Origin of the sequence: Chitinophaga sp. RCC_12, from assembly GCF_041360695.1 — a bacterium.
Lineage (GTDB): Bacteria > Bacteroidota > Bacteroidia > Chitinophagales > Chitinophagaceae > Chitinophaga.
Genome location: NZ_JBFUPS010000009.1, coordinates 268,847 through 292,112, shown reverse-complemented (window position 1 = coordinate 292,112; position 23,266 = coordinate 268,847). Strand labels below are relative to the sequence as shown.

Sequence of the window (23,266 nt, the reverse complement as noted above, 5' to 3'; positions counted from 1 at the left end):
ACCTGTATTTATGAAGATAAATCCGAATAGAAAGGGCCTCGTGATCGGGGCCCTGTTTACCGCCATCTCACTGATGCTGGTCGCCACCGTAATAGCGCCGGCGCTGGCAGTGCTTCCCGGCTACCCGGTGGAAAAAATGGTGGCCCGTATCGCGGGCGGCGTATCAGATCATCACGTTCAATTGCTCACCATCCTGGTACTGGCGGTCATCTTTCTTTTAATATTAATACCCGCTTTGATACTCATCCGGTCGTCCACCCCTCCCAACGAGGCCATCGTCAGCGGAAAAATCATCCTCCTGATGGTACTCCTGTACATGATTGTACATCCACTGGTCTTCTATATCTTTTCCTATACGAAAGCATGGAACTCCAAAGACGCGCAATACCTGATGGCCGCTTTGGTAACCGTTCCGTTCAGCAGCTTTGCCTTTGTGATCGTGGGCGCCGTCATCGACGCCATAAAAAAAAGAAACTAGCCGTACCGGTTGCCACAAAACCTTGTAAAAACTCCCGGATTCCTTTATATTGAGTCCTTATTTCCAGCCCGGACTGCCGGAAATAAGGATTTTGCAGCGTGTAAGATTTAAAATAATGCAGACCAATTCCCGTTTTATTACAATAAATTCCAATCAATGGCAGTGACAAGAAGAGCTGCGCTCAAGCAGCTGCTGTATGTTTCAGCCGGTATGGCCATATTGCCTGCCTGTTTACAACATACCAGCAGAACATCATTAACATTAAAGAACATTTCGGTAGATGGCGACCAGGAAAAAATGCTGGCCGAACTCGTGGAAACAATCATTCCCGCCACCACCACACCAGGCGCCAAGGAACTGTCCGCCCATCTCTTTACCCTCATTATGATGGACGATTGCTATAAAAAAGAAGACCAGCAAAAATGGCTCAGCGGCATGAAAGCATTTGAACAGGCCTCCAGGAAATTAAATGGGCATACGTTCCTGGAAAGCACGCCGGCACAACGCGAGTCCCTCCTTAGTGCCTTTGAGGCCGCTAAAGATGATAAGGACGATGCCGCTTTTTTTTACCGCGCTACCAAACGCCTTACCATCGAGGCATATACCAGCTCTAAATATTTTCTTACCAAAGTAGATATCTACGAACTGGTACCCGCACGATACCACGGTTGCGTACCGCTGAAACCCATTACCCGGAAGCTTGCCTAACTATTAATTGTATGAGTAAAGATAATACCAGCCTGCAAAACCGTACGTTCGATGCCATTGTTATTGGTTCCGGCATCAGCGGCGGATGGGCAGCAAAAGAATTCACAGAAAAAGGTCTAAAAACACTGGTGCTGGAAAGAGGCCGTGATGTGAAACACTTAAAAGACTATCCCACTACCAGCCAGTTCCCCTGGGAATTTCCCCACCGCGGCCAGGTACCGGAAGCCATTCAGACTGCCAACCCCGTAATCAGCCGCTGCTACGCCTATAAAGAAGATGCCATGCACTTCTTTGTGAAGGATACCGACCATCCTTATGGTCAACCCAAACCGTTCGACTGGATCAGGGGATACCAGGTAGGCGGTAAATCACTGATGTGGGCCCGGCAAACACAACGCTGGAGCGACTTCGACTTTGAAGGCCCCGCCCGCGACGGCTTCGCCACCGATTGGCCTATCCGCTATAAAGACATTGCCCCCTGGTATAGCTACGTGGAAAAATTTGTGGGCATCTCCGGAAACAAAGATGGCCTGCCCAACCTCCCCGATGGAGAATTCCTTCCACCACTGGAGCTTTCCTGTGTAGAGAACTATTTTAAGGACTTTGTAAAAGATAATTATAAAGACAGGCACGTGATCTACGCCCGTTGCGCCCATTTAACGCAACCACAGCAGATTCACCTGGACCAGGGCAGGGGACAATGCCAGAAAAGGGACCTTTGCCAGCGCGGATGCCCGTTTGGCGGCTACTTCAGCAGTAACTCCTCCACCATTCCCTGGGCAGAAAAAACCGGCAACCTTACCCTCCGCCCCTTTTCTGTAGTGCATTCCATCATCTATGACGAACAAAAAGGAAAAGCCACCGGCGTACGGGTAGTGGATACCAACACCAAAGAAATGATGGAGTATTACGCAAAAGTAATTTTCGTAAACGCCGCTGCCGTAAATACCAACGCGGTGCTGCTGAACTCCACCTCCCACCGCTTCCCGAATGGCCTCGGCAACGATAGCGGCGTACTGGGAAAATACTTCGCCTTTCATAATTACCGCGGTCATATCAGCGGACAATACGACGGATTCAAAGACTCTACCACCGATGGCCGCAGCCCTACCAGCGCGTACCTCCCCCGCTTCCGTAATGTACACAAACAGGAAACAGATTTCCTGCGTGGCTACGCAGCAGGCTTCTCCACCGGCAGAGGCTCGCATACCAATACCAACGGCTTTGGCAAAACACTGAAAGACCAGCTCTTTAACAGCGAAACAGGTCCCTGGTACGTTGGTTCCCACATGATGGGCGAAACCATCCCCAAAGAAATCAGCACCGTTACGCTGGACACCCAAAAGAAAGATGAATGGGGCATCCCGCAAATCAATATCAACGTAGGCTACGACGATAATGATGAAAAAATGCTGAAGGATTTCTTTGAACAGATGACCGAAATGTTTACCAAAGCAGGTTTTACCAATATACATACCGGCGACTCCAAACAGGCGCCCGGACTGGATATTCACGAAATGGGCGGCGTACGTATGGGCAACGATCCTAAAACATCCATGCTGAACAAATGGAACCAGATGCACGCATGCAACAACGTGTTTGTAACCGATGGCGCATGCATGACTTCCACTTCCACGCAAAACCCGTCGCTCACCTATATGGCGCTGACCGCGAGAGCAGTGGATTATGCCGTGCAGCAATTGAAGAAGGGAGAGATATAAACTGGTTTGATATTTTTTGAAAACCGGGTGCGACATTGCACCCGGTTTTTTTATGATCGGATCAAATTAAAATGCTATTTTGATAATAATATAAACCCTGTACTTTTGCTTTCTCTTTAAAACCTATACATATGAAACTCATCCAGTTACCCGGCCTGTTATTGGCCTGTTTATTAACCTTATGCAGCTTCCATTCCCGGGCCCAGGTACGCGGCACCTTTGTAGTGAATGGCGATATAGACAAATATTACCCGGTTGTGTTTACAGACTCCGCATGGGGCTATAACGAAGCTTCAGAACTTCAGATAGGTCGCTCCAGTGTACACCAGGATGGTACAAACAGCTGGAAAGGCAGTATTATTGCCACATTCAGGTATCATACCAATAACTGGGGGAATGGTTCCACTTTTATTGAAGCAGATATCCGTCAATATACGAATCCTGCGGTACCCTACAATAAATTTGTAGCAGGTTGGAAAGATGCAACCTCGGTAAATATTTCAAGGATTATTATCATTTGGTTACGGGGCAGCACCAGTTATAACTATAGCTCCCGTTATAATGATAAAGTATCTGTGTATGACGGTACTGCCTCCGGTCCACTCCCATATACAGAGCCTCTCAGCAGTGTATCTCATACGTTCAAAACTGCCATCGACAGCTATGTAAATACCAATGGAAGCACCTACACCGGTAATACCTACTCGCTCGGCGGCACTAATTACTATTCCGGGAATGTTGGTATTGGCACCCCCATCCCCACCGCAAAGCTTGAAATTGCCGGCGCTGCCCCGTGGACTGCCAGCAGCTGGGGAAAAGCAATAAAATTAAGAACCGCACAATCTATTGAACTGGAAGCAGGCATCCGGAAATTTGGCATTGGCGCCACCAGCGATAGCCTCCTCTACTTCTTTTCTACAGATACAGATACCACAGCGCTGCCGGTAAGATACAATCTGGTAATGACCAACAGCGGTAACATCGGCATTGGCACACTCACCCCTAATAACTATAAATTAGCTGTGGAAGGCACACTGGGCGCCAGGCGGATAAAAGTAACCCAACAGGCTAACTGGGCCGACTTTGTATTTCACCCGGAATATAAACTACCCTCTCTACACGAAGTTGAAACCTTCATCACTAAAAATGGGCACCTTCCGGAAATCCCAACAGCAGCAGATGTAAAAGAAAATGGCGTAGATGTTGGAGAAATGAATAAACTTCTCCTGCAAAAAGTAGAAGAGTTAACGTTATACCTTATTCAACAACAAAAAGAAATCGACGAATTAAAGCGTAAGATAAAATAATCAACCTTAACGGTTATTTAAAACGCGGATGAACACCTGCTGTTCACCCGCGTTTTTTTATTTAATTTGCGCAAATGAAACCTCTTAATGAACTGATAAATACAAAAGAACCAGGCTGGGACCTGGTAAAGGAATGGATCAAAGATGGTAACAACCATATAGAAATTCTCCCGAAAGATAACGCCCGCGCAGAGCAGGCTTTATATCAAACCCAGGTAACCACCCGCTCCCCGATGGGCGCCATCATCTATGAAACCGGCGGACTACTCGTAGATCATGGATGGATCCGGGTACTCGGCTCCGGTCATGATAAACTGGATCGTACATTACCTGCCTGGAATGACGGAAAATCGTATACGCATTCAGGTGAGCAACCCGGCTTTTTATTAATAGCAGATGATGTGGTAGGCGGCTTCTTCGCCATCAATGCCGGTGGCATTGCCGCACAGGAAGGTATTGGCAGCGTGTTTTATTTTGCCCCCGATACATTGGAATGGGAAAATATGGAGATCAGTTACAGCGATTTTATTTCCTTCTGCTGCTCCGGCGACATTAATGGCTTTTATGAAGCCTTCCGCTGGAAAGGCTGGCGTGAAGACCTGGCAACTCTGAACGGTAACCAGGCATTCAGCTTTGTGCCATTCCTGTTTACAAAAGAAGGAAAAGACATGGACAACGCGAGTAAAAAAGCCGTGCCGGTGGAAGAATTATGGTTCCTGCAAATGGATCTGCAAAAACAATCCGGGCATTAAATATTACCTGAAAAACCAGTACAGCACTGCCATCATCAGCAGCAACACCGTGGATAATACTTTATAATTGGCAAGGCCCGGCCACCCTTTTACCCGCAAGGGCGCCAACGGACTTTCCCAGTAAAGGCGGTTGCTTTCAGCAGTATGCTGCACCGGGAATACAAACGACAATACCACCTGCAGTACCACGCAAACCACGAACAGGTAAAAAGCCACCATCAGCGGCGGTATGTTGATAGGATAAAGTTTGCCTGTAAGATATACTCCCGCTCCCAACGCCGATCCTATCCACAAAGTATATTGCGCCGAAAGGGAAGATGCTTTTTTCCAGAACACCCCCAACAGGAATACGCAGGTGATAGGCGGCGCAATATGCGATATAACGTCGTTAATGCCGTTAAAAAGGCTCTCATACCTGTTCAATAATGGTAATAGCCCAATGGATAGAAACAGTGCTAAAACCGCCGCAATACGGCCTGTTTTCACGAGCTGCCGGTCGGTTGCCTGCGGGCGGTTCCGCTTGTACAAATCATAACTCACCAGCGTGGCAATAGAATTCAGCGCACCGGAAATCTGGCTCATCAGGCCCGACAGCAATGCCGCTACCAGCACGCCTACCAGCCCGGTAGGCACCAGCCGCGTAATCATAACGGAATAAATGCCTTTTGTATGCAGCTGTCCATCCGCCTGCCGCAATACTTCCAGGTCCAGGTGCCCCTGTTTGAACAGCACATACGCCAGCAGCCCCGGGAGAATGAAAATGAAAACAGGTAACACTTTTATAAAGCCACAAAACAACGCACCGGTACGCGCATGATGCTCGTCCTTCGCACCCAGTACCCGCTGCACAATCGTTTGATCGGCACACCAGTACCAGATGCCAATAACCGGGTATCCCAGGAATACCGCATACCAGGGCAATCCATTCGGATCGCCCGCCGGATGCAACATCGACAATTTATCCATCTGGTGACCTTCCTGCAATACCTGCACTACCGGCTGCCAGCCGCCTACCTTCCACCACGACAACACCGTAATGATCACCGCGCCCGCCAGCAACACCACCGTTTGCACGGACTCAGTTACCACCACGGCCCGGAGCCCGCCTACGATCGTGTAAGCACCTGTTACCAGTGCAATGAGGATAATGCTGGTAAACATGTTTATACCAAACAACGTTTCCAGCACAATTCCGCCCGCCAGGAACGAAAACGCAATATGGATCACAATCGCCGACACCACAGAAACAATCGCCAGCCAGTCGCGGCACGCCCTGTTGTAACGCCGCTCCAGGAAATCCGGCAACGTAGCCACCCCTGAACGGATGTAAAACGGAATAAAGAAAAGAGCCAGCAATATCAATGTAAAGGCGGCCATCCATTCAAAGTTACCCGCCAGCAACCCTGTATCAAAGCCGCTCTGGGCAAGACTTACCAGGTGCAAACAGGAAATATTGGTAGCAAATAAGGCCATGCCTATCATAGGCCAGCGCAATGATTTTCCTGCCAGGAAATATTCTCCCGCCGCGGAATCATTCTTCTTACCGGATAACCCGGCCCAGAAGCCCAGCCCTACAATAAAGGCCACATAGCAGATGCTGATGATAATATCGGTAGTAGCGATCATCCGGGAAAAGTATTAAGGGAAAGCAGATCACAACTGCTGCCCGGTGTTTCAGGCGTCTGGTAAAAACCGTCTGTAATAAGTGCCGGATGAACAAAGTGCTTACGCAGGTGCGGTATATGCTCCAGGAATAATGCCTCATGTCCCATCCCGATATGATTAAACAATACAAGATGTTGATGCAGCTGTCCCATATCACCCACGTGCGGCACCACCGGCACGCCAAACTTTTTACATAACAGGCTTACCGTAATAAATTCACTCACACCCCCTACTCTTACTGCATCTACTTGTATAAAGCCGGCACTGCCTGTTTGCAGGTAATTTTTGAAGATCACTTTATTAGGCACATGTTCTCCCAAAGCCAGTTTCACCGGGTTCAATGCATCCGCCAGCGTTTTATGCGCCAGGATATCATCCGGGTGCGTAGGCTCCTCTATCCAGTAAGGGTTAATAGCGGTAAGCCTTTTACCAATAGCAATTGCCTGCGGCAGATTCCATTGCTGATTGGCATCCACCATCACTTTGATCTCATCGCCAACGGCATTTCTTACAATATGCGCTCTTCGTATATCCGTATCCGGATCTTTTGCACCTACCTTTAATTTCAATGCGCGAAAGCCATTGTCCAGTGCGCGTTTGCAATTCGCCTCCAGCTGATCATCCGGATAATTAAACCACCCGGCAGAGGTGTCGTAAGCAGGGTACCCCGTGCGCAGCACGCCCTCCCGGGAAACCCTGGAAGCCTGCATCTCCGTTAACATCCGGATCGCGTCTTCGCGGGACAATACTTCTTCCAGATACGACAGGTCCAGTGTGTTCACCAGCTGTTCGGGCGTAAGATCCAGCAGCAATTTCCATAACGGCACCTGCTGCTGTTTAGCCCACAGGTCGTAGCACGCATTGGTTACCGCAGCGAGAGCCAGGTGCACCACTCCTTTGTGAGGTCCCAGCCAGCGGAATTGCTGCTCATCGGAACGTTGTTTAAACCAGTCGCCGAAAGAAGCCATCACTTCCGGCAGCTCCTTTCCTACCAGCTTTTCGCCGTAGAACCGCGCAGCAGCGCATACCAGCTCGTTACCTGCTCCCAGGGTGAAAGCCAGGCCGGTACCGCAATTACCTTTATCGTCGTACAAACAGGCTACCGTGTACGAGTATACGGGATTCTGATGTATGGCATCACTGCCGGCGCCACCCGTTAAAGGGAACCGGGCATCTTTTACAACTATCTTACTGATCATTTTATTTTTTTCATTTTATGGGTGCAACACTCAGCGCCGGCTTATCCGTTTCCAATACCACCACGTTGTCATTGGCATCGGGTAATACAGCAGGCAGTGTTATCGTGAACTGATCGGCAGCTGTAGTCAGCTTCACTGCAGCGCCTTTCAGCAGGTATGCTTTAGTAATTTTCACACCCGGCATAGCAGGAATTTCAATGGTTTGCTGTGCCGCATCAAAAACATGCAGGTATACTTTATTGCCACTCCGCGTAGCCGCATACTTACTGTTGGGATTGTAAGGACCGCCATGCGTATGATAAATAGCAGCGCCATACTTACGGAGCCAATCGCCCATTTCTTTCAAACGTGCTACCTGCGCAGGTTCTATGGCGCCATCGGAGCGGGGACCTACATTAAATAATAAGTTGCCGTTACCACCGGCTACTTTCGCCAGTGTTTGAATACAGGTTTGCAGCGACTTCATTTTATCATCCGGCTTCCAGGCCCACTGCTCACAAATGGTCATACAGGTTTCCCAGGGCGTGTTCATGTCCAGGTCGCCGATGCGCTGCTCCGGCGTATCAAAATCACCGAGGAAGGTAGCAGTACCCGATGCACCGGTGCCGGAAAATGCTTTACCAAGACGGTTATTAATGATAAGATCTTTCTTCAGCGTTTTGAGATAAGCATATACATCCAGCGCCATCTCCGGCGTCCACACGCTTTCCCAGGGACCATCAAACCACAGCATATACGGATCGTAGCCTTCTACCAGTTCTTTCAGCTGGTGCTTCATATACACCACATACTGATCCATGCGTGCGTTTTTACGTATACCCTTCCCCGTTGTATCATCCGGATTGTCTATCGGGTATTCCGGATGGTGCCAGTCGATCACCGAGTAATAAATACAGAACCTGATATTATACTTCTTGCAGGCCTTTGCCAGCAGCCCTACTACATCTTTCTTAAACGGGGTAGCGGTAATATTATAGTCGGTATAGGCAGATGGCCATAAACAGAAGCCATCATGATGCTTGGCAGTAATCGTCAGGTATTTCATACCGGCCTCGCTGGCCGTTTTTACCCATTCCTCTGCATTAAACTTCACGGGATTAAACTGGCGGTACAAGGTGTCGTAGTCGGCGGCCGGCACCTTGCTATGGCGCGACCAGCCTATTTCCGTACCCCGCAGGGTTACAGGTCCCCAGTGGATAAACAGGCCAAAGCGCAGGTCCATAAACTGGTCCATAACTTTTTTGCTGGTCAGTATCTTGGGATCCAACTGTGCATTTGTCTGGGCTTTGCCCTGGAATGCCAGCAACAACAAGCAGAAAGTAGCTAATTTTTTCATTGTTCACTTTATTTTATAAGGTATGCTTATATCCAAGTTCTGCCCCGCCGCTTACCGGCATTATGCAGCCGGTAATAAACCGCGCCTGTTCAGATAACAGGAACGCACATACGTCGGCGATCTCATCTGCTTCAGGGCAATATCCCAACGCGTGGATGCCATCGAGATACTGCTCAATACGCGCCGGCTCCGGCTGTTCGCTGCTCCACCGGCGCAGCATCGGCGTCCATACGCCTGCCGGGGCCACTGCATTTACCCGGATGCCATCTGCGGCATAGTCGAGCGCCATTGCTTTGGTAAGTGCATTCACCGCTCCTTTACTGCCCGCATAGGCGGCATGGTTTTCCTGGCCGATGTCCCCTACCATACTGCTGGTGTTGAGGATGCAGCCGCGGGACGCTTTCAGCGCGGCAATGCCGTACCGCGTGGTGTAGTAGATACCCCGCACATTTACATTCATTACCTGTTCCCATTCCTCGTCAGTGGTATCATGTAAAGGTTTCGAGGGACTGGCAATACCGGCATTATTGTGAATGGCATGCAGTACGCCGAACGTTTGTAATACGTTATGAATGGCCAGTTCTATAGCAGCACCACTGTTAAGATCTGCCCGGATGAAAATATGCGGCGCCCCCATCAACTCCTTCAAACGCTGCAATGCTGCTGCGTCTTTATCAATTACGGCTACGGTCGCGCCCTGTTTTGCGTAAACCTGCGCGCAAGCCTCACCAATGCCCGATGCGCCGCCGGTAATCAGCACTATTTTATCTTGCAGTATCATCATTTTTCATTTTCCGTGGATAATTCAAAAGTAAGCAGGGATAAGGTAGGTCATCCCGGTGAAATTGACTTAAATCAACACTATTTTGACTTATTTACTGAATTTACCTATTTTAGATGGATAATATGAAGCCTCTTTTTGCCATACCGGGCGATAAAGCCCTCGAACAAAAGGTATACCTGGTCAAGGAAATTACGCAACCGTATTTTTCCACGGAGTTCCATTTCCATCACGAATGCCAGCTGGTATATGTAGTGGAAAGCGCCGGCCGCCGTATCATTGGCGACAACATCAGCTACTTTGAAAGCGGGGAACTGATATTCGTAGGCTCCGGTACCCCGCATGTATGGCATAACGAACAAAAATATTTTGAAGGAAAAGATAAACTGCAGGCAAGGTCGCTGGCATTGTATATTTCGCCGGATCTGCTGGTAGAGCATCTAAGTCCCTTTGCCAATACCAGCACCGTTAAAACCTGGTTAAAAAAGGCGCAGCGGGGCATCCAGTTTCATGGCAAAGCTAAAGCGGAAATACTGGCATTAATGCGGCAGATGCTGGAACAGCAGGACCTCCTGCAAACCATCTCCTTTATGACCCTGATACAAAAGATGATGGCCACCAAAGAATATAAACTCCTGGCCGGCACCAACTATGTAAACCTGTATAACGATAAAGACCAGTCGAGGATGGATGATATCTTCAAATATATTTTCCGTCATTTCAAACGGGATATCCCGCTGTCGGAAATAGCAGCTGTAGCAGGTATCAATGTACACTCCTTCTGCCGCTTCTTTAAAAGCCGCACACAGAAATCATTTACCCATTTTGTAAATGAACTAAGAATCGGTTACGCCTGCAGGCTGCTGCAGGAAAAGGAAATGTCGATGGTGGAATTATCCAACAAGTGCGGGTACAGGAATACCACGCACTTTAACCGCTTCTTCAAAAAAATTAAAGGAAAAACTCCGAGAGAGTACAAAAGAGAAGTGACTTCGCTGGATTAACTTATTTATTCACCAGGAAATACACCACGCGGCAAACAGCAGCATCCCCTTCTTTTTGCAAACTAAGTATATGCTTACCCGGCTTCAGGTCATCGCCCAGGATAAGGTACCACGGCAGGTACAGGCTTTTACTCCACTGCGTGCGCAGATCCTTTTGCTGAACAGCCCCGCCGTCAATACGATAGCTGATTACACCTGCATCCGGACCGGAAACAATGCTGATACCAATAGTCCTCCCGGTGAAAGGATAGTCAACACTGGCACGCGCCGTATCCGACACAAGCATCGGCACTTTCACAAATCCCGGGCGGGTACCTACGTTATCAGATGGCTCCCAGGAGGCAATAATGCGAAAGCCATTCTGATGAACGGCTTCATGAATATCGCCGTAGGCGCCGTTTTCATAGTTGAGCGGATCCGCCGCGCGGGGCAGTTTCACGGATAATAAACGTTTGGGCGCCCGTGCGCTGAAATCTTCATCCAGCAAACGTTTTATAGCGTTAAAATATAACTGCTGACCAAAAGGAGCAGGATGCAGGTCTTTAAAATCATCTTTCCAGGTAAACTCACCGGCATCAATGCGGGTCGTAATTTCTTTGGCAAGATTGATAAACGGCAGATGGTATTTTTTGGCAAGATCTTCATGCACCTGCACTTCTACCGGCACTTTACCGGCATGATAGTCGGCCATCTTGTCCTCATCAACAAAAGCCATCAGCACAATATTCACCTGCGGATTCGCTTTCAGCGCATGACGGATGATCCCTTCCATAGCACGACGTTGCGTTACTTCATTGGTACCATTCACGCGGTCGTTTACTGCTGCTTCCAGGAAAAGCAGGTCGGTCTTCCCCTTGCTTAGCACATCTTGCTCAAACCGGAATGCATGCGGCAAGCTACCCAGCGAAGGAATACCTGCATTGATGAAACGGAAGTCAGTAGCCGGATATGCCGCCGTAAGGTAGTCGCACACCTTCGTACGCCAGCCTTCCATATTGGTGATAGACCCGCCCAGGAAAGTAATGGTGGCCTTTTTGTCTGTTTTGATGTGATACCTTACATTATCAAGGCGACCGTAACGTGTGATAAATTTATCCTGCGCCTGTATACTAACGGTAACGACTATCCCTAATATAAATCCTGCTATTTTCCTGATCATATTTTCGTTGGTTGTATCTCTTTTATGACCCCGTTGATCTTTACTTTTACTTTATGCGTGGCGGCGCCGCGGATCCTGTAATTGGTAACCAGGCCGTTTTTCCAGGTCATATCTACCGTATAATTACCGCGTGCTTTCAGTCCCTTTACCGTACCGGAAGTCTTCCACGCATCGGGTAAAGCAGGTAGCAGGTCGATAAAGCCGGCATGACTTTGCAGCAGCATTTCGGCCAGTCCTGCTGCACCGCCGAAGTTACCATCAATCTGGAACGGAGGACCCGCGGAAAACAGGTTGGCATAAATGCCGCCACCCGCGCCATAGTTGATGTCTGTATTATAAGTGGGTTTGATCAGTCCTGCAAACAATTTAAAGGCGCGGTTGCCATCGTGCAGTCTTGCCCAAAATAATAACTTATAGGCAATGGACCAGCTGGGGCCGTCGTCGCCTCTCACTTCCAGCGTTTTTTTACAGGCTTCGGCCAGTTCCGGCGTGGCTTCCGGTGTAATCAGCGAAGCGGGGTACAATCCATACAAATGTGAAATGTGGCGGTGCGTGGGTTCTGTCTCCTTGTACTCTTCCAGCCACTCCATTAATCGTCCGTCTTTACCCACCCTGCCTGCAGGCGGCAGCTGTTTTAATTTCTCTGTCAGCGTGTTGGTAAAAGCAGCATCCTTGCCGAGTGTCCGGGCAGCGGTGATCACATTCATGAACAGCTCGCGGATGATCTGGTTATCAATAGTAGGACCGTTGCAGATACTGGCAGTTTGGCCGTTGGGCAGATAAAAAGAATTTTCAGGGGAAGAAGAGGGCGAAGTAACAAGCCATCCTGTTTTGTCATCTTTTATCAGCATACTGCTGTAAAATTCCGCAGAGCCTTTCAATACCGGGTATATATCTTCCAGGTATTTTTTATCATTGGTAAAAGCATAGTGCTCCCAAAGATTATTACACAACCACCCCGACCCGGATTTGGTAACACCCCAGGAAGCGCTTTCCCCTGGTTCCGTGAAGCCCCAAATATTGGTGATCACATGCGCCACCCATCCTTCTGCATTATAATAGGCTTTGGCAGTTCTTTCGCCGGGTTTCACCAATCCGTGTACCAGCTCCGCCAGTGGCAGGTTCAGCTCCGGCAGGTTGCTCACTTCCACCGGCCAGTGGTTCATCTGCACATTTACATCGAGGTGGTAATCACCATTCCAGGGCGTCTGGATCTGGTTGGCCCACAGCCCCTGTAAATTAGGTGGCAGCAAACCTACGCGGGTACTGCTGATGCTCAGGTAACGGCCATATTGGTAAAACAATACGGGCAACCCGTTGTCCGCCGCCGGCGCTTTGTGAAAATCGATGAGCCGCTGATCGGTAGGCACCTGCTCCGCACTGGCGCCGCCCAATTCCATACTAACGCGGTTGAATAAACGCTGAAAAGCGGCGATATGCTGTTGCTTCTGCTGCCCATAACCTTTACGCATGGCCGCAGCGAGCAGTTGTTTCGTTTGTTCCCGGTAACCGGCATTTCTGAAATCGGTCGCTGTGGATACATACAGGATCACTTCCGTGGCATCTTTTATAACCAGTGTATCCCTGTCCGTTAGCAGCTGGCCATCTTTCAGCTTTGCCTGTACCCTGGTCAGGTATTTCATGCCAGGGTTGGCGGTGCCGCTTTTTAATTCGCCGGACATTTGCAGCTCCTGCCCTTCTGTACGGATGGTGGCTCTTTCCGGGCGACTGATAGCGACGCGCATATTCAATTGTCCGCCCTTGCCGGCTGTTAAGCGGATCACGCCTACGTCGCCGTTGAAGTCCGTAAAATATTCGCGCGTATAGGCGACCCCGTTAATGGTATATGCCGTAGTGGCAATGGCCTCATTCAATGATAAAGCCCTTTCATAACGGGAAGGGCTATCCGCTTTTGGATAGCTGAACTGCAGCGATAGCTCGCCCAGCATCTGGAAGCATCCGAAAGGCACATCCCCGGAGCCTTTGCCGGTACACACAAATGATTTATCCATCAGCGCCTGCGCCTCGTTATTCTTTCCCTCAGCCAGCAGCTGCCGGATAGCGGGCAGTTGTTTGTACGCCTCGTAATTGTTGGCGTCCTGGGGCGCGCCGGACCAGAGCGTGATATCATTTAAAACAATCTTCTCCCGGGCGATACCGCCGTCCGGCATCATCCCCAGGCGTCCATTCCCAAGTGGTACCGTTTCCTCCCAAACCTTTGCCGGCTTGTTATACCAGAGTCGTAACGGCCGCTGCTGCGCTTCAGCGGTTGATGGCCGAAACCCGGCCATCAACACGATGCCGGCAATTACAACACGCCTGAAAGAAAAAAGTTGCTGACTCATGTTTTTCGGATAACGTTTTTGATGTAGCAGGCTGTGTGCCCGCTTGCTATTAATAATCTCCGACTGCGGCAGACCATAGGTATATGATTCTTCCGTGGAATTTGTATGCCATCAAAATTAACGGCAACGGGGTAACCGTGCTCCCTGAAAATTGACTAAAACAGACACTATATTGACTTAATATGGTATTTACATACTTTCAGACGGGTAAAATGAGTGCGTTATTTATTCTTCACCAGCGCGCGGACCTTTAAACAGGTGGGCATGGTGGAAAGGTAGCCATTGGCGGCAATAAAAGTGAAGATGAAACCCGTACGCTTTTTATCGCGGTTTACCCAGGGATGGCTCCCAAAGGCGCCGGGGCTGCTGTTTTCAATCAATGCACCACCCGGACCGGTTACATCCCGCCAGTTGCCGGTGCCATAGAAATCTTTTGTATTTAGCAGTACCGCGGGATAAGGGGAATAGGTAACGGTAGCGTGGGCAGTCTGACTTTCCTCCATTGCTGTTACCGCTGCTTCGCTGAGCACACGGGCGCCGTTTGCAGCCACGCCTTTGTTCATGATCATGTCGAGAAAGCGGATATAGTCGTCCGGAGTGCTCCGGGCGCCGCCACCAATCTGCGGATTGGCAGTAAGACCAAAATCAGTATTGGTCATGCCGCAGGGCGTAAATATCTTATCAGCAGCGAGGTCTTTCCAACTTTTACCGGATGCCACTTCACAGATACGGCCGGCTACCTGCATACTTACGCCGCCATAATAAAAGGTAGTACCCGGCGGATTCAACAGCGCTACATTCCGCGCGATGCCATCTGCCGCCTGTGTAAGCGTAATCAGTACATTGGATTCATATCCCTGGGAAGAATTTCCCGGGAAACCGGATGTATGGGAGAAGAGCTGCGCAATGGTGATATCTCCCTTATGATAAGTAGTAAAAACGGGCAGGTATTTTCCCACACTGTCAGTGAGCTTTATTTTTCCTTCGTCCACCAGGCTCATGATCACCGCCGCCGATAACCATTTGGAACAGGAGGCGATAAGCTGGCGTGTACTTCCCGTATAACCACCAAATCCTTTGGCATATACTGTTTTACCATTTTCATGAATAACTGCATAACACTTACCGCCGAAAGCCACAGGCACAGAATCGCTCAGTACCTGGTCCACATCACTGTAACCGGTGGCAATAATGGTTTGGGATTCACTTTTGGTGCATCCTGCCAGTAAGAAAATAACGGTAATAGCGGACAGGGAGTTCCGGAAGAAATCATTCATGTGACAGTTGTATTCAGTTGTAAGCTAAGAAATAACGCCAACTTATTCAACGTCCTCTTTTTAATTATATTGCGGTTGTTATGAAATACAGCAATATTTTATTTGACCTCGATGGTACGTTGACAGATCCTAAAACCGGTATAACGAAATCTGTTCAGTATGCGTTGGCAAAGGCAGGCATCTTCGAACCGGACCTGCAAAAGCTCGTGCCGTTTATTGGTCCCCCGCTGCAGCAATCGTTCATCGATTATTATGGCTTTAGCGAATCACAGGCCTGGGAGGCCGTGGGCGCTTACCGGGAATATTTCAAAGAAACCGGTATTTATGAAAATGAACAATATGCAGGTATCCCGGAATTACTCACTGCGCTGCGGTCACAGGGGCGGCGGCTGTTTGTTGCCACTTCCAAGCCACAGGTATTTGCGGATATCGTGATCCGGCACTTTAACCTGGAGCCTTATTTTACGGCAGTGTATGGCAGCGAACTGGATGGTACCCGGTCAGATAAGGCGGAACTGATCCGCTATGTAATGTCCGAACAACAACTGAGCGCCGGCGACACCATTATGGTGGGCGACCGTAAACACGATATTATAGGCGCACAGAAAAACCGTTTACCTGCCATTGCAGTGGGCTACGGTTACGGCAGTACGCAGGAATTACAAGCTGCATTACCGGATTACATTTTTAACACCGTTAACGAATTACACGCCGGGTTTCCCTGATCAGCGCCAGTAGATCTCGATTTATATCCGCTACCCGGAGACCGCATTACGGCTCCGGGTAAAAAAAATCAGCCCTAATTGATTTATTAGCCCTTTATTAATGCACTGATTAGTGCCTCTCCCCTTAATTGCACCAGGAAACTTCCACGTTTCATTATCTGTAGCCCGGCATTATTCTAAGAAAACCACGGTAGCAAATCCGATAGTAATTCCTAATCATCATCAATTGTTCCACACATGAAAAACAAGTTGCATCTTCTCTTCGCAACCCTTGTTGCATTGTCTGTTGGCTGCTCCAAAAAAGAGGCCGTCAATTCACTCCAGTCGCTCGATGGCAAAAAATCAGGCGTCAACGCACTGGGCTCTCCTGTAGGCGACGTAGTCGGCAAAATTACGGTAGGCTACCAGGGCTGGTTTGCCGCTAATGGCGACGGCTCCCCCATCAATGCCTGGTGGCATTGGACGCAGAACTGGGGCGCATCGCCTTCTTCCACGAATAATGGTATTAAGTCCTGGCCCGATGTAAGGGATTACAGCAGCACCTACCAAACCGCCTGGGCCAACCTGGGAAATGGTCAACCCGCGAAACTGTTCTCTTCTTTCAACGACCAAACCGTAAACACCCACTTTCTGTGGATGCAGCAAAACGGTATCGACGCCGCCGCACTGCAACGTTTTAACCCTAATGGCAGCGAAGGACCCGTACGCGACGCCATTACCGCAAAAATGAAAACGGCCGCGGAAAACTATGGCCGCAAGTTTTACATCATGTATGATGTCAGCGGCTGGACCAACATGCAGTCGGAAATTAAAACCGACTGGACCACTAAAATGTCGACCTACACCTCCTCCTCCGCTTACGCCAAACAAAACGGCAAACCGGTGGTGTGTATCTGGGGCTTTGGCTTCAACGATTCCAATCACCCCTGGTCAGCCGCCGTATGCCTGGATGTGATCAACTGGTTCAAAAACCAGGGCTGCTATGTAATTGGCGGCGTACCTACGCATTGGCGTACCGAAACCAGCGATTCCAGACCTGGCTTCCTCGCCACCTACAGCGCGCTGAATATGATTTCACCATGGATGGTAGGCAGGATCGGCAATATCGCTGACGTAGATAATTTTTATACCAATGTAAACACACCAGACCAGGCTTATTGCAACAACAATGGTATCGACTATCAGCCCTGCGTACTGCCGGGCGATTTGCAGGAACACCAGCGCGCACATGGCGACTTCATGTGGCGACAGTTTTACAACATGGTAAGGGTAGGCGCCCAGGGTATTTACATTTCTATGTTCGACGAATACAATGAAGGCAACCAGATCGCTAAAACAGCGGAAAACGCCTCCTTCATTCCCGCAGGTTCCAACTTTGTAACCCTGGATGAAGATGGCGTGGTTTGCTCCGCAGATTACTACCTGCGTTTGACCGGCGACGGAGGCAAAATGCTGAAAGGACAAATCGGCCTGACTGCCACCCGCCCTACTGCGCCGGTAGTGGGCGGAGGTGGCGGCGCGCCGGTCGGACAAACCATTACCCTCAAAAGCGCCAATAACCTGTACGTGTGCAGCGAAAACGGCGCCCAGCCCATGAACGCCAACCGTACCACGGCGCAGGGATGGGAACAGTTCTCCGTCGTAAGCGCCGGCAGCGGCAAAGTGGCGCTGGTAAACAGCGGCTTCTATGTATGCTCAGAGAATGGAACCCAGGCCATGAACTGCAACCGTACCGCTGTTGGTCCCTGGGAGCAGTTCGACTGGATCAGCAACAGCGATGGCACCATTTCCCTGAAAGGCAGCAATGGTAAGTATGTTTCCAGCGAAGGCGGCACACAGCCTATGACCTGCAACCGTACTACTATCGGGGCTACTGAAAAGTTCAGGGTAAACCAGTAAACATTCCCCTGTTTTAAATATTTGGTTATTTGGATATGGCGTTACATCATGCCGGGCTATCCCAACAAAATATCCAAATAACCAAATAAAAAAACAAACAAATAGCCCTAATTTTAGCCCCGGTAATCAACTAGTATATCGAATGAATGAACGACCCGGTGATGTATTGATCAGCATAATTATAGCGACATATAATGCCGGTCAGCACCTCAGAGAATGCCTGCAATCTGTGAAGGAACAGACTGTGAAAGGAATCGAGGTGGTGATTGTAGACGGAGGCAGCACAGATGATACCCTGACTATCGTAAAAGAATCCGGCCTGGAAATATTGAAATGGGTGAGTGAACCGGATAAGGGCATCTATGACGCACTCAATAAAGGTATCCTGATGGCAGCCGGAAACTGGTTATATTTTCTGGGCAGCGACGACCGCCTCCTGCCAGGCTTCAGTGAACTCTCGGCACATCTCAGCGATGACCACACCATTTACTATGGCAACAGCACCGGGTTCAATACAAATGGCCCCGTTGAATATCCGCTTTTACAGGGCAGCTTCAGCGAATACCGGCTCGCCAAGTATTGTATGAACCACCAATCCATTATCTACCCGAAAAGCGTTTTCCGGAAATATTCCTACGACCTGCAATACAAAGTGCTGGCTGATTATGCCCTTAACCTCCTTGTGTGGGGCGACCGCACCTTTAAAAAGCAGCATTATCCTGTTACCATTGTATTGTATAACATGACGGGATTTTCCTCCGGCAATAAAGACACACAATTTTTAAAAGATAAATTACAACTGATCCGCAGGGGAATGGGCTGGTGGATGTATGTGCGTATGCTGCTGAAACGTTACAGGAAAAAGCTGCTGCGGGAAGAAGACCTCTGGGCGCCGTAAGGAATGTAGCCTGATTTATCTACTGTTATCTGTTAAGTATGAAACTCACCATAGATGTTGTAATGCCTTCCTTCCGGCTGGAGGAAAAATATGTGCTTCCGGTGCTTCGCCTGCCGGTGCCGGATGATGTAGTCATTAAGTTTTACCTGATGGCAGATAACCCGGATATAGTGCCTGCCGAAAGTATCCGGGAACTGGCAGACAACGACCAGGTGTTTCTCTATATCAATGAAAAAAACCTGGGTGCTTCCGGTACCCGGAACCGTGGTATAACCGTTTCAAAAGGCGACTGGATCCTGTTCCTGGACGATGATGTAATGGTAACAGATGACCTCCTGTTCAGGTATGCCGCTGCTGCCGCCGCATATCCGGATGAAACCGGGTTCATTGGCCTTATCCATTTGCCGCCGCCACCCGGTGATTTTGCCAGGGCGCTCATCATCAACGGCAATGTAAATATCTTTTCTGTGGCAGCGAATAAGCCCTCCTTTACCTGGGGCGCAACGGCGAATATCATGGTAAAAAGAAGTGCAGTGGGCGATGTGCGCTTTTCTACTGATTACCCAAAAGCCGGCGGCGGTGAAGATGTGGATTTCTTCCTGCATGTACGCGACAATAACAACAAACGGAATTTCAGATCACTGCCGGAAGCGGCTGTTACGCATCCCTGGTGGGATGATGGCCGCGCTAACTACAAACGTCCTTACCGGTATGGCATTGGCAACAGCCGTTTGGGTAAATACAATCCAACTTATACCTACCGCAATTTGCTGAATACGCCCGAAACAATATTGCTTTGCGTTGCAATAACATTGGTGTTGCTGTTTACTGCACCCTATTGGATCATTCCTGTGTTGCTGTTTGCCATTGGTACCTTACCCGTGGAACTGGTGGCAACCGCGGTGATGACCAAAAAACGTTTCCCGGGCAGTTCCTTCCCGGTGATGTTTTATGTCACCACCCTGAAATTATTAAACGATGCAGGGGAATTATGGGGAAAGCTCACCCACGGCGAGCTTTCCAGGATCACTGAACGTTTTGATGATACCGGTACCATTAAGAAGAATATCTTCTTCAAAACGAATACCTACAAAATAGTAAAGTGGGTATTATATCTCCTGTTGCTTATGCTGATCCTTATTATCTGGCGTAAGCCCTGATTTGCAAAGACGATGGATTGGGCAACGTTACTTCCACACCTGTTTTCTTTAGCAGCCCGCTTTTCTGATCTCTTTTAAAAACAACAATATTCCCCGTTTTCTGGTTGGCTACCAGTAAAAACCTGCCTGTAGGATCGATTACAAAATTCCGGGGATGTTTACCCTGCGTGGATTCAACGCCTATTTGTTTCAGTCGTCCGTTCTGCTGGTTGATGGAGTAGATAAATATACTGTTGGCATCTTCCCTGGTTGAAGCATACAGGAAGCGGCCATCGGGGGAGATATGGATATCAGCGCTGCCATAATCGGCCTGGGGTTTTTCCAGGCGGGCATCTACCCGTTGGAAGCTATCCAGTTTACCGGCGTGGCACTGATATGCCGCAACGGTGCCGCTGATTTCTTCAATACAATAAGCCATTGGCAGCCGGGGATGAAATGTGATATGCCGGGGTCCGCTGCCGGGAGTGGTACGGGCAAACGGCGGATTGGCCGGTTGCAGCGGCTCAGCCGCTTCCGGCGCCAATTGATAGGCATGGATCTTATCCGCACCGAGGTCCGGGAAAAAAGCATATTTACCGTCAGGAGAAAAAACCGCCGCGTGGATATGCGAGCTCAGTTGCCGGCTGCGTACAACGCTGCTGTCTTTAAAAGCAATGGTTTGTTTGGCAGGCGCTATATGTCCGCCGCCGGTGAGCGGGAAAATGGAAAGGCTGCCACCGCTGTAATTGGCGCAGATAAGCCATTTACCCGTTGGATCTACTCCCACATAGGCGGGGTTATCGCCGCCGCTGTCCTGCCGGTCCACCAGTGTCACCGTTTCTTTAACACTGTCGAAAGCAAAACTGCTTACACCACCTACATTAGGCGTTTGCGCCTCTGAGCAGGCGTAAATATATTTCCCGTCAGGCGATAACGTAAGAAAGGAAGGATTGAGAATGCCTTTAGTGGCAGATACCTGTTGTAACGTACCGGTCTGATCATTAAACCTGAACAGGTATACGCCATCTTTCTCCTTGTTGTGATTGTAACTTCCCACAAAGAGATAGTACTGCTGCGCATGTGTAGCAAGGCCGCCGAAAAACATAATAACAAAGGTAAAAAATATTTTACGTAGCAATGTGATGAGGATTTAAGCATGAAGATATCCTCTAAGATAATTATCTCCCGAAAAAAAACCGGGAAAATGTATAATAGACAAATTTGTCTATTATTAAGAAGAATTACTAACTTCGCATCATTATGGCACGACCAGGCAATCCGAAAGAAAAAATACTGGCCACCGCAGCGCGGTTGTTTTACGAACAGGGATATAACGCCACCGGCATCAACCAGGTACTGGAAGAAGCCGGTGTAGCCAAGGCCAGCCTGTACAGTCATTTTGGCTCCAAAGAAGAACTCGGACTGGCCTACCTGAAAGAAGCCAGAACGGCCTGGTTTGCGGGCATTACTGCCATGGTGGAGAAAAAAAAGGCGCCGGTAGAAAGGCTCCTCGCCGTATTCGATTTCCTGGAGCAGCAGCTGCCGCAACAGGGTTTTAAAGGCTGCCGCTTTATAAATATGCTGGCGGAAACCGGCGACAGCCAGCCGGAGATGCAGCTACAGGTGCTGGAACACAAGCGCAAACTACGGAAGTACCTGCATCAGTTGTTAATTGCTGTACCGGGACAAACAGCCGCACAGGCAGATACGGTCTATCTTCTGTTTGAAGGGGCTATTGTGGAAAGTAAAGTATACCGGGATCTTTGGCCGGTGAAAACGGCGAAGAAGACCGTCCGGTTGCTCATTGGCCAGCCATAACATTTATCATCGCCCTGGGATCAGGGCTATTTTCATACCCGGTTATAGACAAATTTGTCTATAACTAAATAGAATGTTTCATGAATACAATTCCTGTATTATCAGCAGCAACGGCCGCAACGGAGGCAAAGCCGGTACTGGAACAGGTAGCCCGCTCACTGGGCCGCGTTCCCAACATGTACGGTGTAATGGCCCAATCGCCCGCCGTACTCGAAGCCTATGTACAATTCAGCAACGCACTCCGCAAAGGAAGTATTGGCAACGCCATGGCGGAAAGGATTGCCCTCGCCGCCGCGGAATATAACGGCTGCAGCTATTGCCTGTCGGCCCACAGCTACCTCGGCGCCCGTACCGGCTTAACAGCCGCAGATATCCGCGATGCACGGGAAATGAAAGCGGTCGACGAAAAAACGGATGCGGCCATGCAGTTCACCCGGCAGCTGCTCGCCGCCCCGCAAAGCCTGTCGGAAGCCAATGTCAGCACACTCCGCGCTGCCGGTTACAACGATGGCGCCATCCTGGAAATCATTGCCAACGTGGTAAGAAATATCTTCACCAACTATCTCAACGTAGTAGCCGGCACAGAAGTCGACTGGCCCGAAGTGGTAACGCCTTTAAAACCCGCTGTTCATGAAAACGAATAACATCACCGTTACCGTCCACAAACCTTTTAACGGATTATTACTGAACGCCAGGGAAGCCATTACCAGCAGCGGCTTCCTGCTGCTGCACGAAATTAACCCGCAGGCCATTCTGGCCAGTCATGGCATCACCACCGGGCCGGTCCGCCAGCTGTTGTTTTTCCACCCGGTATATATGCAGTCGTTGCTCGAAAATGACCCTGAAGCAGTGATAGAGGCGCCCCTTAAACTGGTGCTGCGGGAAACCGGCGAAAACACCACCGCAGTGAGCTACTTTGACCCTGCACTGCACCTCCGGGGCTACCGCGGACTGGAATCGCTCCGCACCCGGCTGCAAACAGCAATGGAAAAGGTATTGGCACAGTTATTTTAAAGATCCTGTAAGGAAAAGGCGGCTTATCCGACTAACAGGAT

General features: G+C 49.4%; 21 protein-coding genes. 13 read left to right on the top strand and 8 right to left on the bottom strand.

All coding sequences use genetic code 11. The annotated features are described in order from the left end of the window. Positions 1-10: 10 nt before the first annotated feature. From AB6805_RS24585 to AB6805_RS24565, 5 genes are all read left to right on the top strand, one after another. Positions 11-478, top strand: a complete 468-nt coding sequence (locus AB6805_RS24585) for a hypothetical protein (RefSeq protein ID WP_370912106.1) — start codon at positions 11-13, stop codon at positions 476-478. Positions 479-634: 156 nt separating this feature from the next. Beyond that, a complete protein-coding gene (locus AB6805_RS24580; RefSeq protein WP_370912105.1) occupies positions 635-1,186 on the top strand; it encodes a gluconate 2-dehydrogenase subunit 3 family protein in 552 nt (183 codons plus the stop codon). A gap of 11 nt (positions 1,187-1,197) precedes the next feature. Beyond that, positions 1,198-2,907, top strand: a complete 1,710-nt coding sequence (locus tag AB6805_RS24575; protein WP_370912104.1) for a GMC oxidoreductase — start codon at positions 1,198-1,200, stop codon at positions 2,905-2,907. A 131-nt stretch (positions 2,908-3,038) separates the two neighbouring features. Beyond that, entirely contained in the window at positions 3,039-4,214 is a 1,176-nt protein-coding gene (locus tag AB6805_RS24570; protein WP_370912103.1) for a hypothetical protein, read from the top strand. 74 nt (positions 4,215-4,288) lie between these two features. After that, complete coding sequence (locus tag AB6805_RS24565; RefSeq protein WP_370912102.1) at positions 4,289-4,966, top strand: DUF2625 domain-containing protein; 678 nt, start codon at positions 4,289-4,291, stop codon at positions 4,964-4,966. A 3-nt stretch (positions 4,967-4,969) separates the two neighbouring features. Here AB6805_RS24565 and AB6805_RS24560 read toward each other — a convergent pair whose 3' ends face one another. The 4 genes from AB6805_RS24560 to AB6805_RS24545 are packed head-to-tail and all read right to left on the bottom strand — an operon-like array spanning position 4,970 to position 9,950. Next, complete coding sequence (locus AB6805_RS24560) at positions 4,970-6,592, bottom strand: sodium:solute symporter (protein ID WP_370912101.1); 1,623 nt, start codon at positions 6,590-6,592, stop codon at positions 4,970-4,972. Beyond that, complete coding sequence (locus tag AB6805_RS24555) at positions 6,589-7,830, bottom strand: enolase C-terminal domain-like protein (protein ID WP_370912100.1); 1,242 nt, start codon at positions 7,828-7,830, stop codon at positions 6,589-6,591. The genes AB6805_RS24560 and AB6805_RS24555 overlap by 4 nt, the downstream gene beginning before the upstream one ends. 10 nt (positions 7,831-7,840) lie before the next feature. Continuing rightward, complete coding sequence (locus tag AB6805_RS24550; protein ID WP_370912099.1) at positions 7,841-9,166, bottom strand: alpha-L-fucosidase; 1,326 nt, start codon at positions 9,164-9,166, stop codon at positions 7,841-7,843. A gap of 13 nt (positions 9,167-9,179) precedes the next feature. Beyond that, entirely contained in the window at positions 9,180-9,950 is a 771-nt protein-coding gene (locus AB6805_RS24545) for an SDR family NAD(P)-dependent oxidoreductase (protein WP_370912098.1), read from the bottom strand. A 122-nt stretch (positions 9,951-10,072) separates the two neighbouring features. On the opposite strand from AB6805_RS24545, the gene AB6805_RS24540 reads away from it, so the two are divergent. Continuing rightward, positions 10,073-10,951, top strand: a complete 879-nt coding sequence (locus AB6805_RS24540; RefSeq protein ID WP_370912097.1) for an AraC family transcriptional regulator — start codon at positions 10,073-10,075, stop codon at positions 10,949-10,951. Between the two features lies 1 nt (position 10,952). On the opposite strand, the gene AB6805_RS24535 is transcribed toward AB6805_RS24540, so the two are convergent. From AB6805_RS24535 to AB6805_RS24525, 3 genes are all read right to left on the bottom strand, one after another. Beyond that, positions 10,953-12,110 (bottom strand): SGNH/GDSL hydrolase family protein, encoded by a 1,158-nt coding sequence (locus AB6805_RS24535; RefSeq protein ID WP_370912096.1) that lies wholly within the window; start codon positions 12,108-12,110, stop codon positions 10,953-10,955. After that, complete coding sequence (locus tag AB6805_RS24530; RefSeq protein ID WP_370912095.1) at positions 12,107-14,455, bottom strand: glycoside hydrolase N-terminal domain-containing protein; 2,349 nt, start codon at positions 14,453-14,455, stop codon at positions 12,107-12,109. Before AB6805_RS24530 ends, AB6805_RS24535 begins: the two co-directional genes overlap by 4 nt. 221 nt (positions 14,456-14,676) lie before the next feature. Continuing rightward, the gene (locus AB6805_RS24525; RefSeq protein ID WP_370912094.1) at positions 14,677-15,732 is read right to left on the bottom strand and encodes a serine hydrolase domain-containing protein; all 1,056 of its coding nucleotides are present in this window, start codon (positions 15,730-15,732) and stop codon (positions 14,677-14,679) included. A gap of 80 nt (positions 15,733-15,812) precedes the next feature. On the opposite strand from AB6805_RS24525, the gene AB6805_RS24520 reads away from it, so the two are divergent. The 4 genes from AB6805_RS24520 to AB6805_RS24505 all read left to right on the top strand — a co-directional run bounded on the left by AB6805_RS24520 (position 15,813) and on the right by AB6805_RS24505 (position 20,414). Then, entirely contained in the window at positions 15,813-16,457 is a 645-nt protein-coding gene (locus AB6805_RS24520; RefSeq protein ID WP_370912093.1) for an HAD family hydrolase, read from the top strand. Between the two features lie 237 nt (positions 16,458-16,694). After that, entirely contained in the window at positions 16,695-18,356 is a 1,662-nt protein-coding gene (locus AB6805_RS24515; protein WP_370912092.1) for a lectin, read from the top strand. Positions 18,357-18,498: 142 nt separating this feature from the next. Further along, positions 18,499-19,254, top strand: coding sequence for a glycosyltransferase family 2 protein (locus AB6805_RS24510; RefSeq protein ID WP_370912091.1), 756 nt, complete (start codon positions 18,499-18,501; stop codon positions 19,252-19,254). Between the two features lie 38 nt (positions 19,255-19,292). Continuing rightward, positions 19,293-20,414: a glycosyltransferase family 2 protein gene (locus tag AB6805_RS24505; RefSeq protein ID WP_370912090.1), complete on the top strand. Its 1,122-nt coding sequence runs from the start codon at positions 19,293-19,295 to the stop codon at positions 20,412-20,414. On the opposite strand, the gene AB6805_RS24500 is transcribed toward AB6805_RS24505, so the two are convergent. Continuing rightward, positions 20,395-21,531 carry a lactonase family protein gene (locus AB6805_RS24500; RefSeq protein WP_370912089.1) on the bottom strand — a complete coding sequence of 379 codons (1,137 nt, stop codon included), beginning with the start codon at positions 21,529-21,531 and terminating at the stop codon, positions 20,395-20,397. The genes AB6805_RS24505 and AB6805_RS24500 overlap by 20 nt on opposite strands. A gap of 122 nt (positions 21,532-21,653) precedes the next feature. Between AB6805_RS24500 and AB6805_RS24495 the strand changes: the two genes are divergently transcribed. From AB6805_RS24495 to AB6805_RS24485, 3 genes are all read left to right on the top strand, one after another. Continuing rightward, positions 21,654-22,211: a TetR/AcrR family transcriptional regulator gene (locus AB6805_RS24495; RefSeq protein ID WP_370912088.1), complete on the top strand. Its 558-nt coding sequence runs from the start codon at positions 21,654-21,656 to the stop codon at positions 22,209-22,211. 80 nt (positions 22,212-22,291) lie between these two features. Further along, complete coding sequence (locus AB6805_RS24490; protein WP_370912087.1) at positions 22,292-22,855, top strand: carboxymuconolactone decarboxylase family protein; 564 nt, start codon at positions 22,292-22,294, stop codon at positions 22,853-22,855. Next, positions 22,842-23,225: a DUF302 domain-containing protein gene (locus AB6805_RS24485; protein ID WP_370912086.1), complete on the top strand. Its 384-nt coding sequence runs from the start codon at positions 22,842-22,844 to the stop codon at positions 23,223-23,225. Before AB6805_RS24490 ends, AB6805_RS24485 begins: the two co-directional genes overlap by 14 nt. Positions 23,226-23,266: the final 41 nt, after the last annotated feature.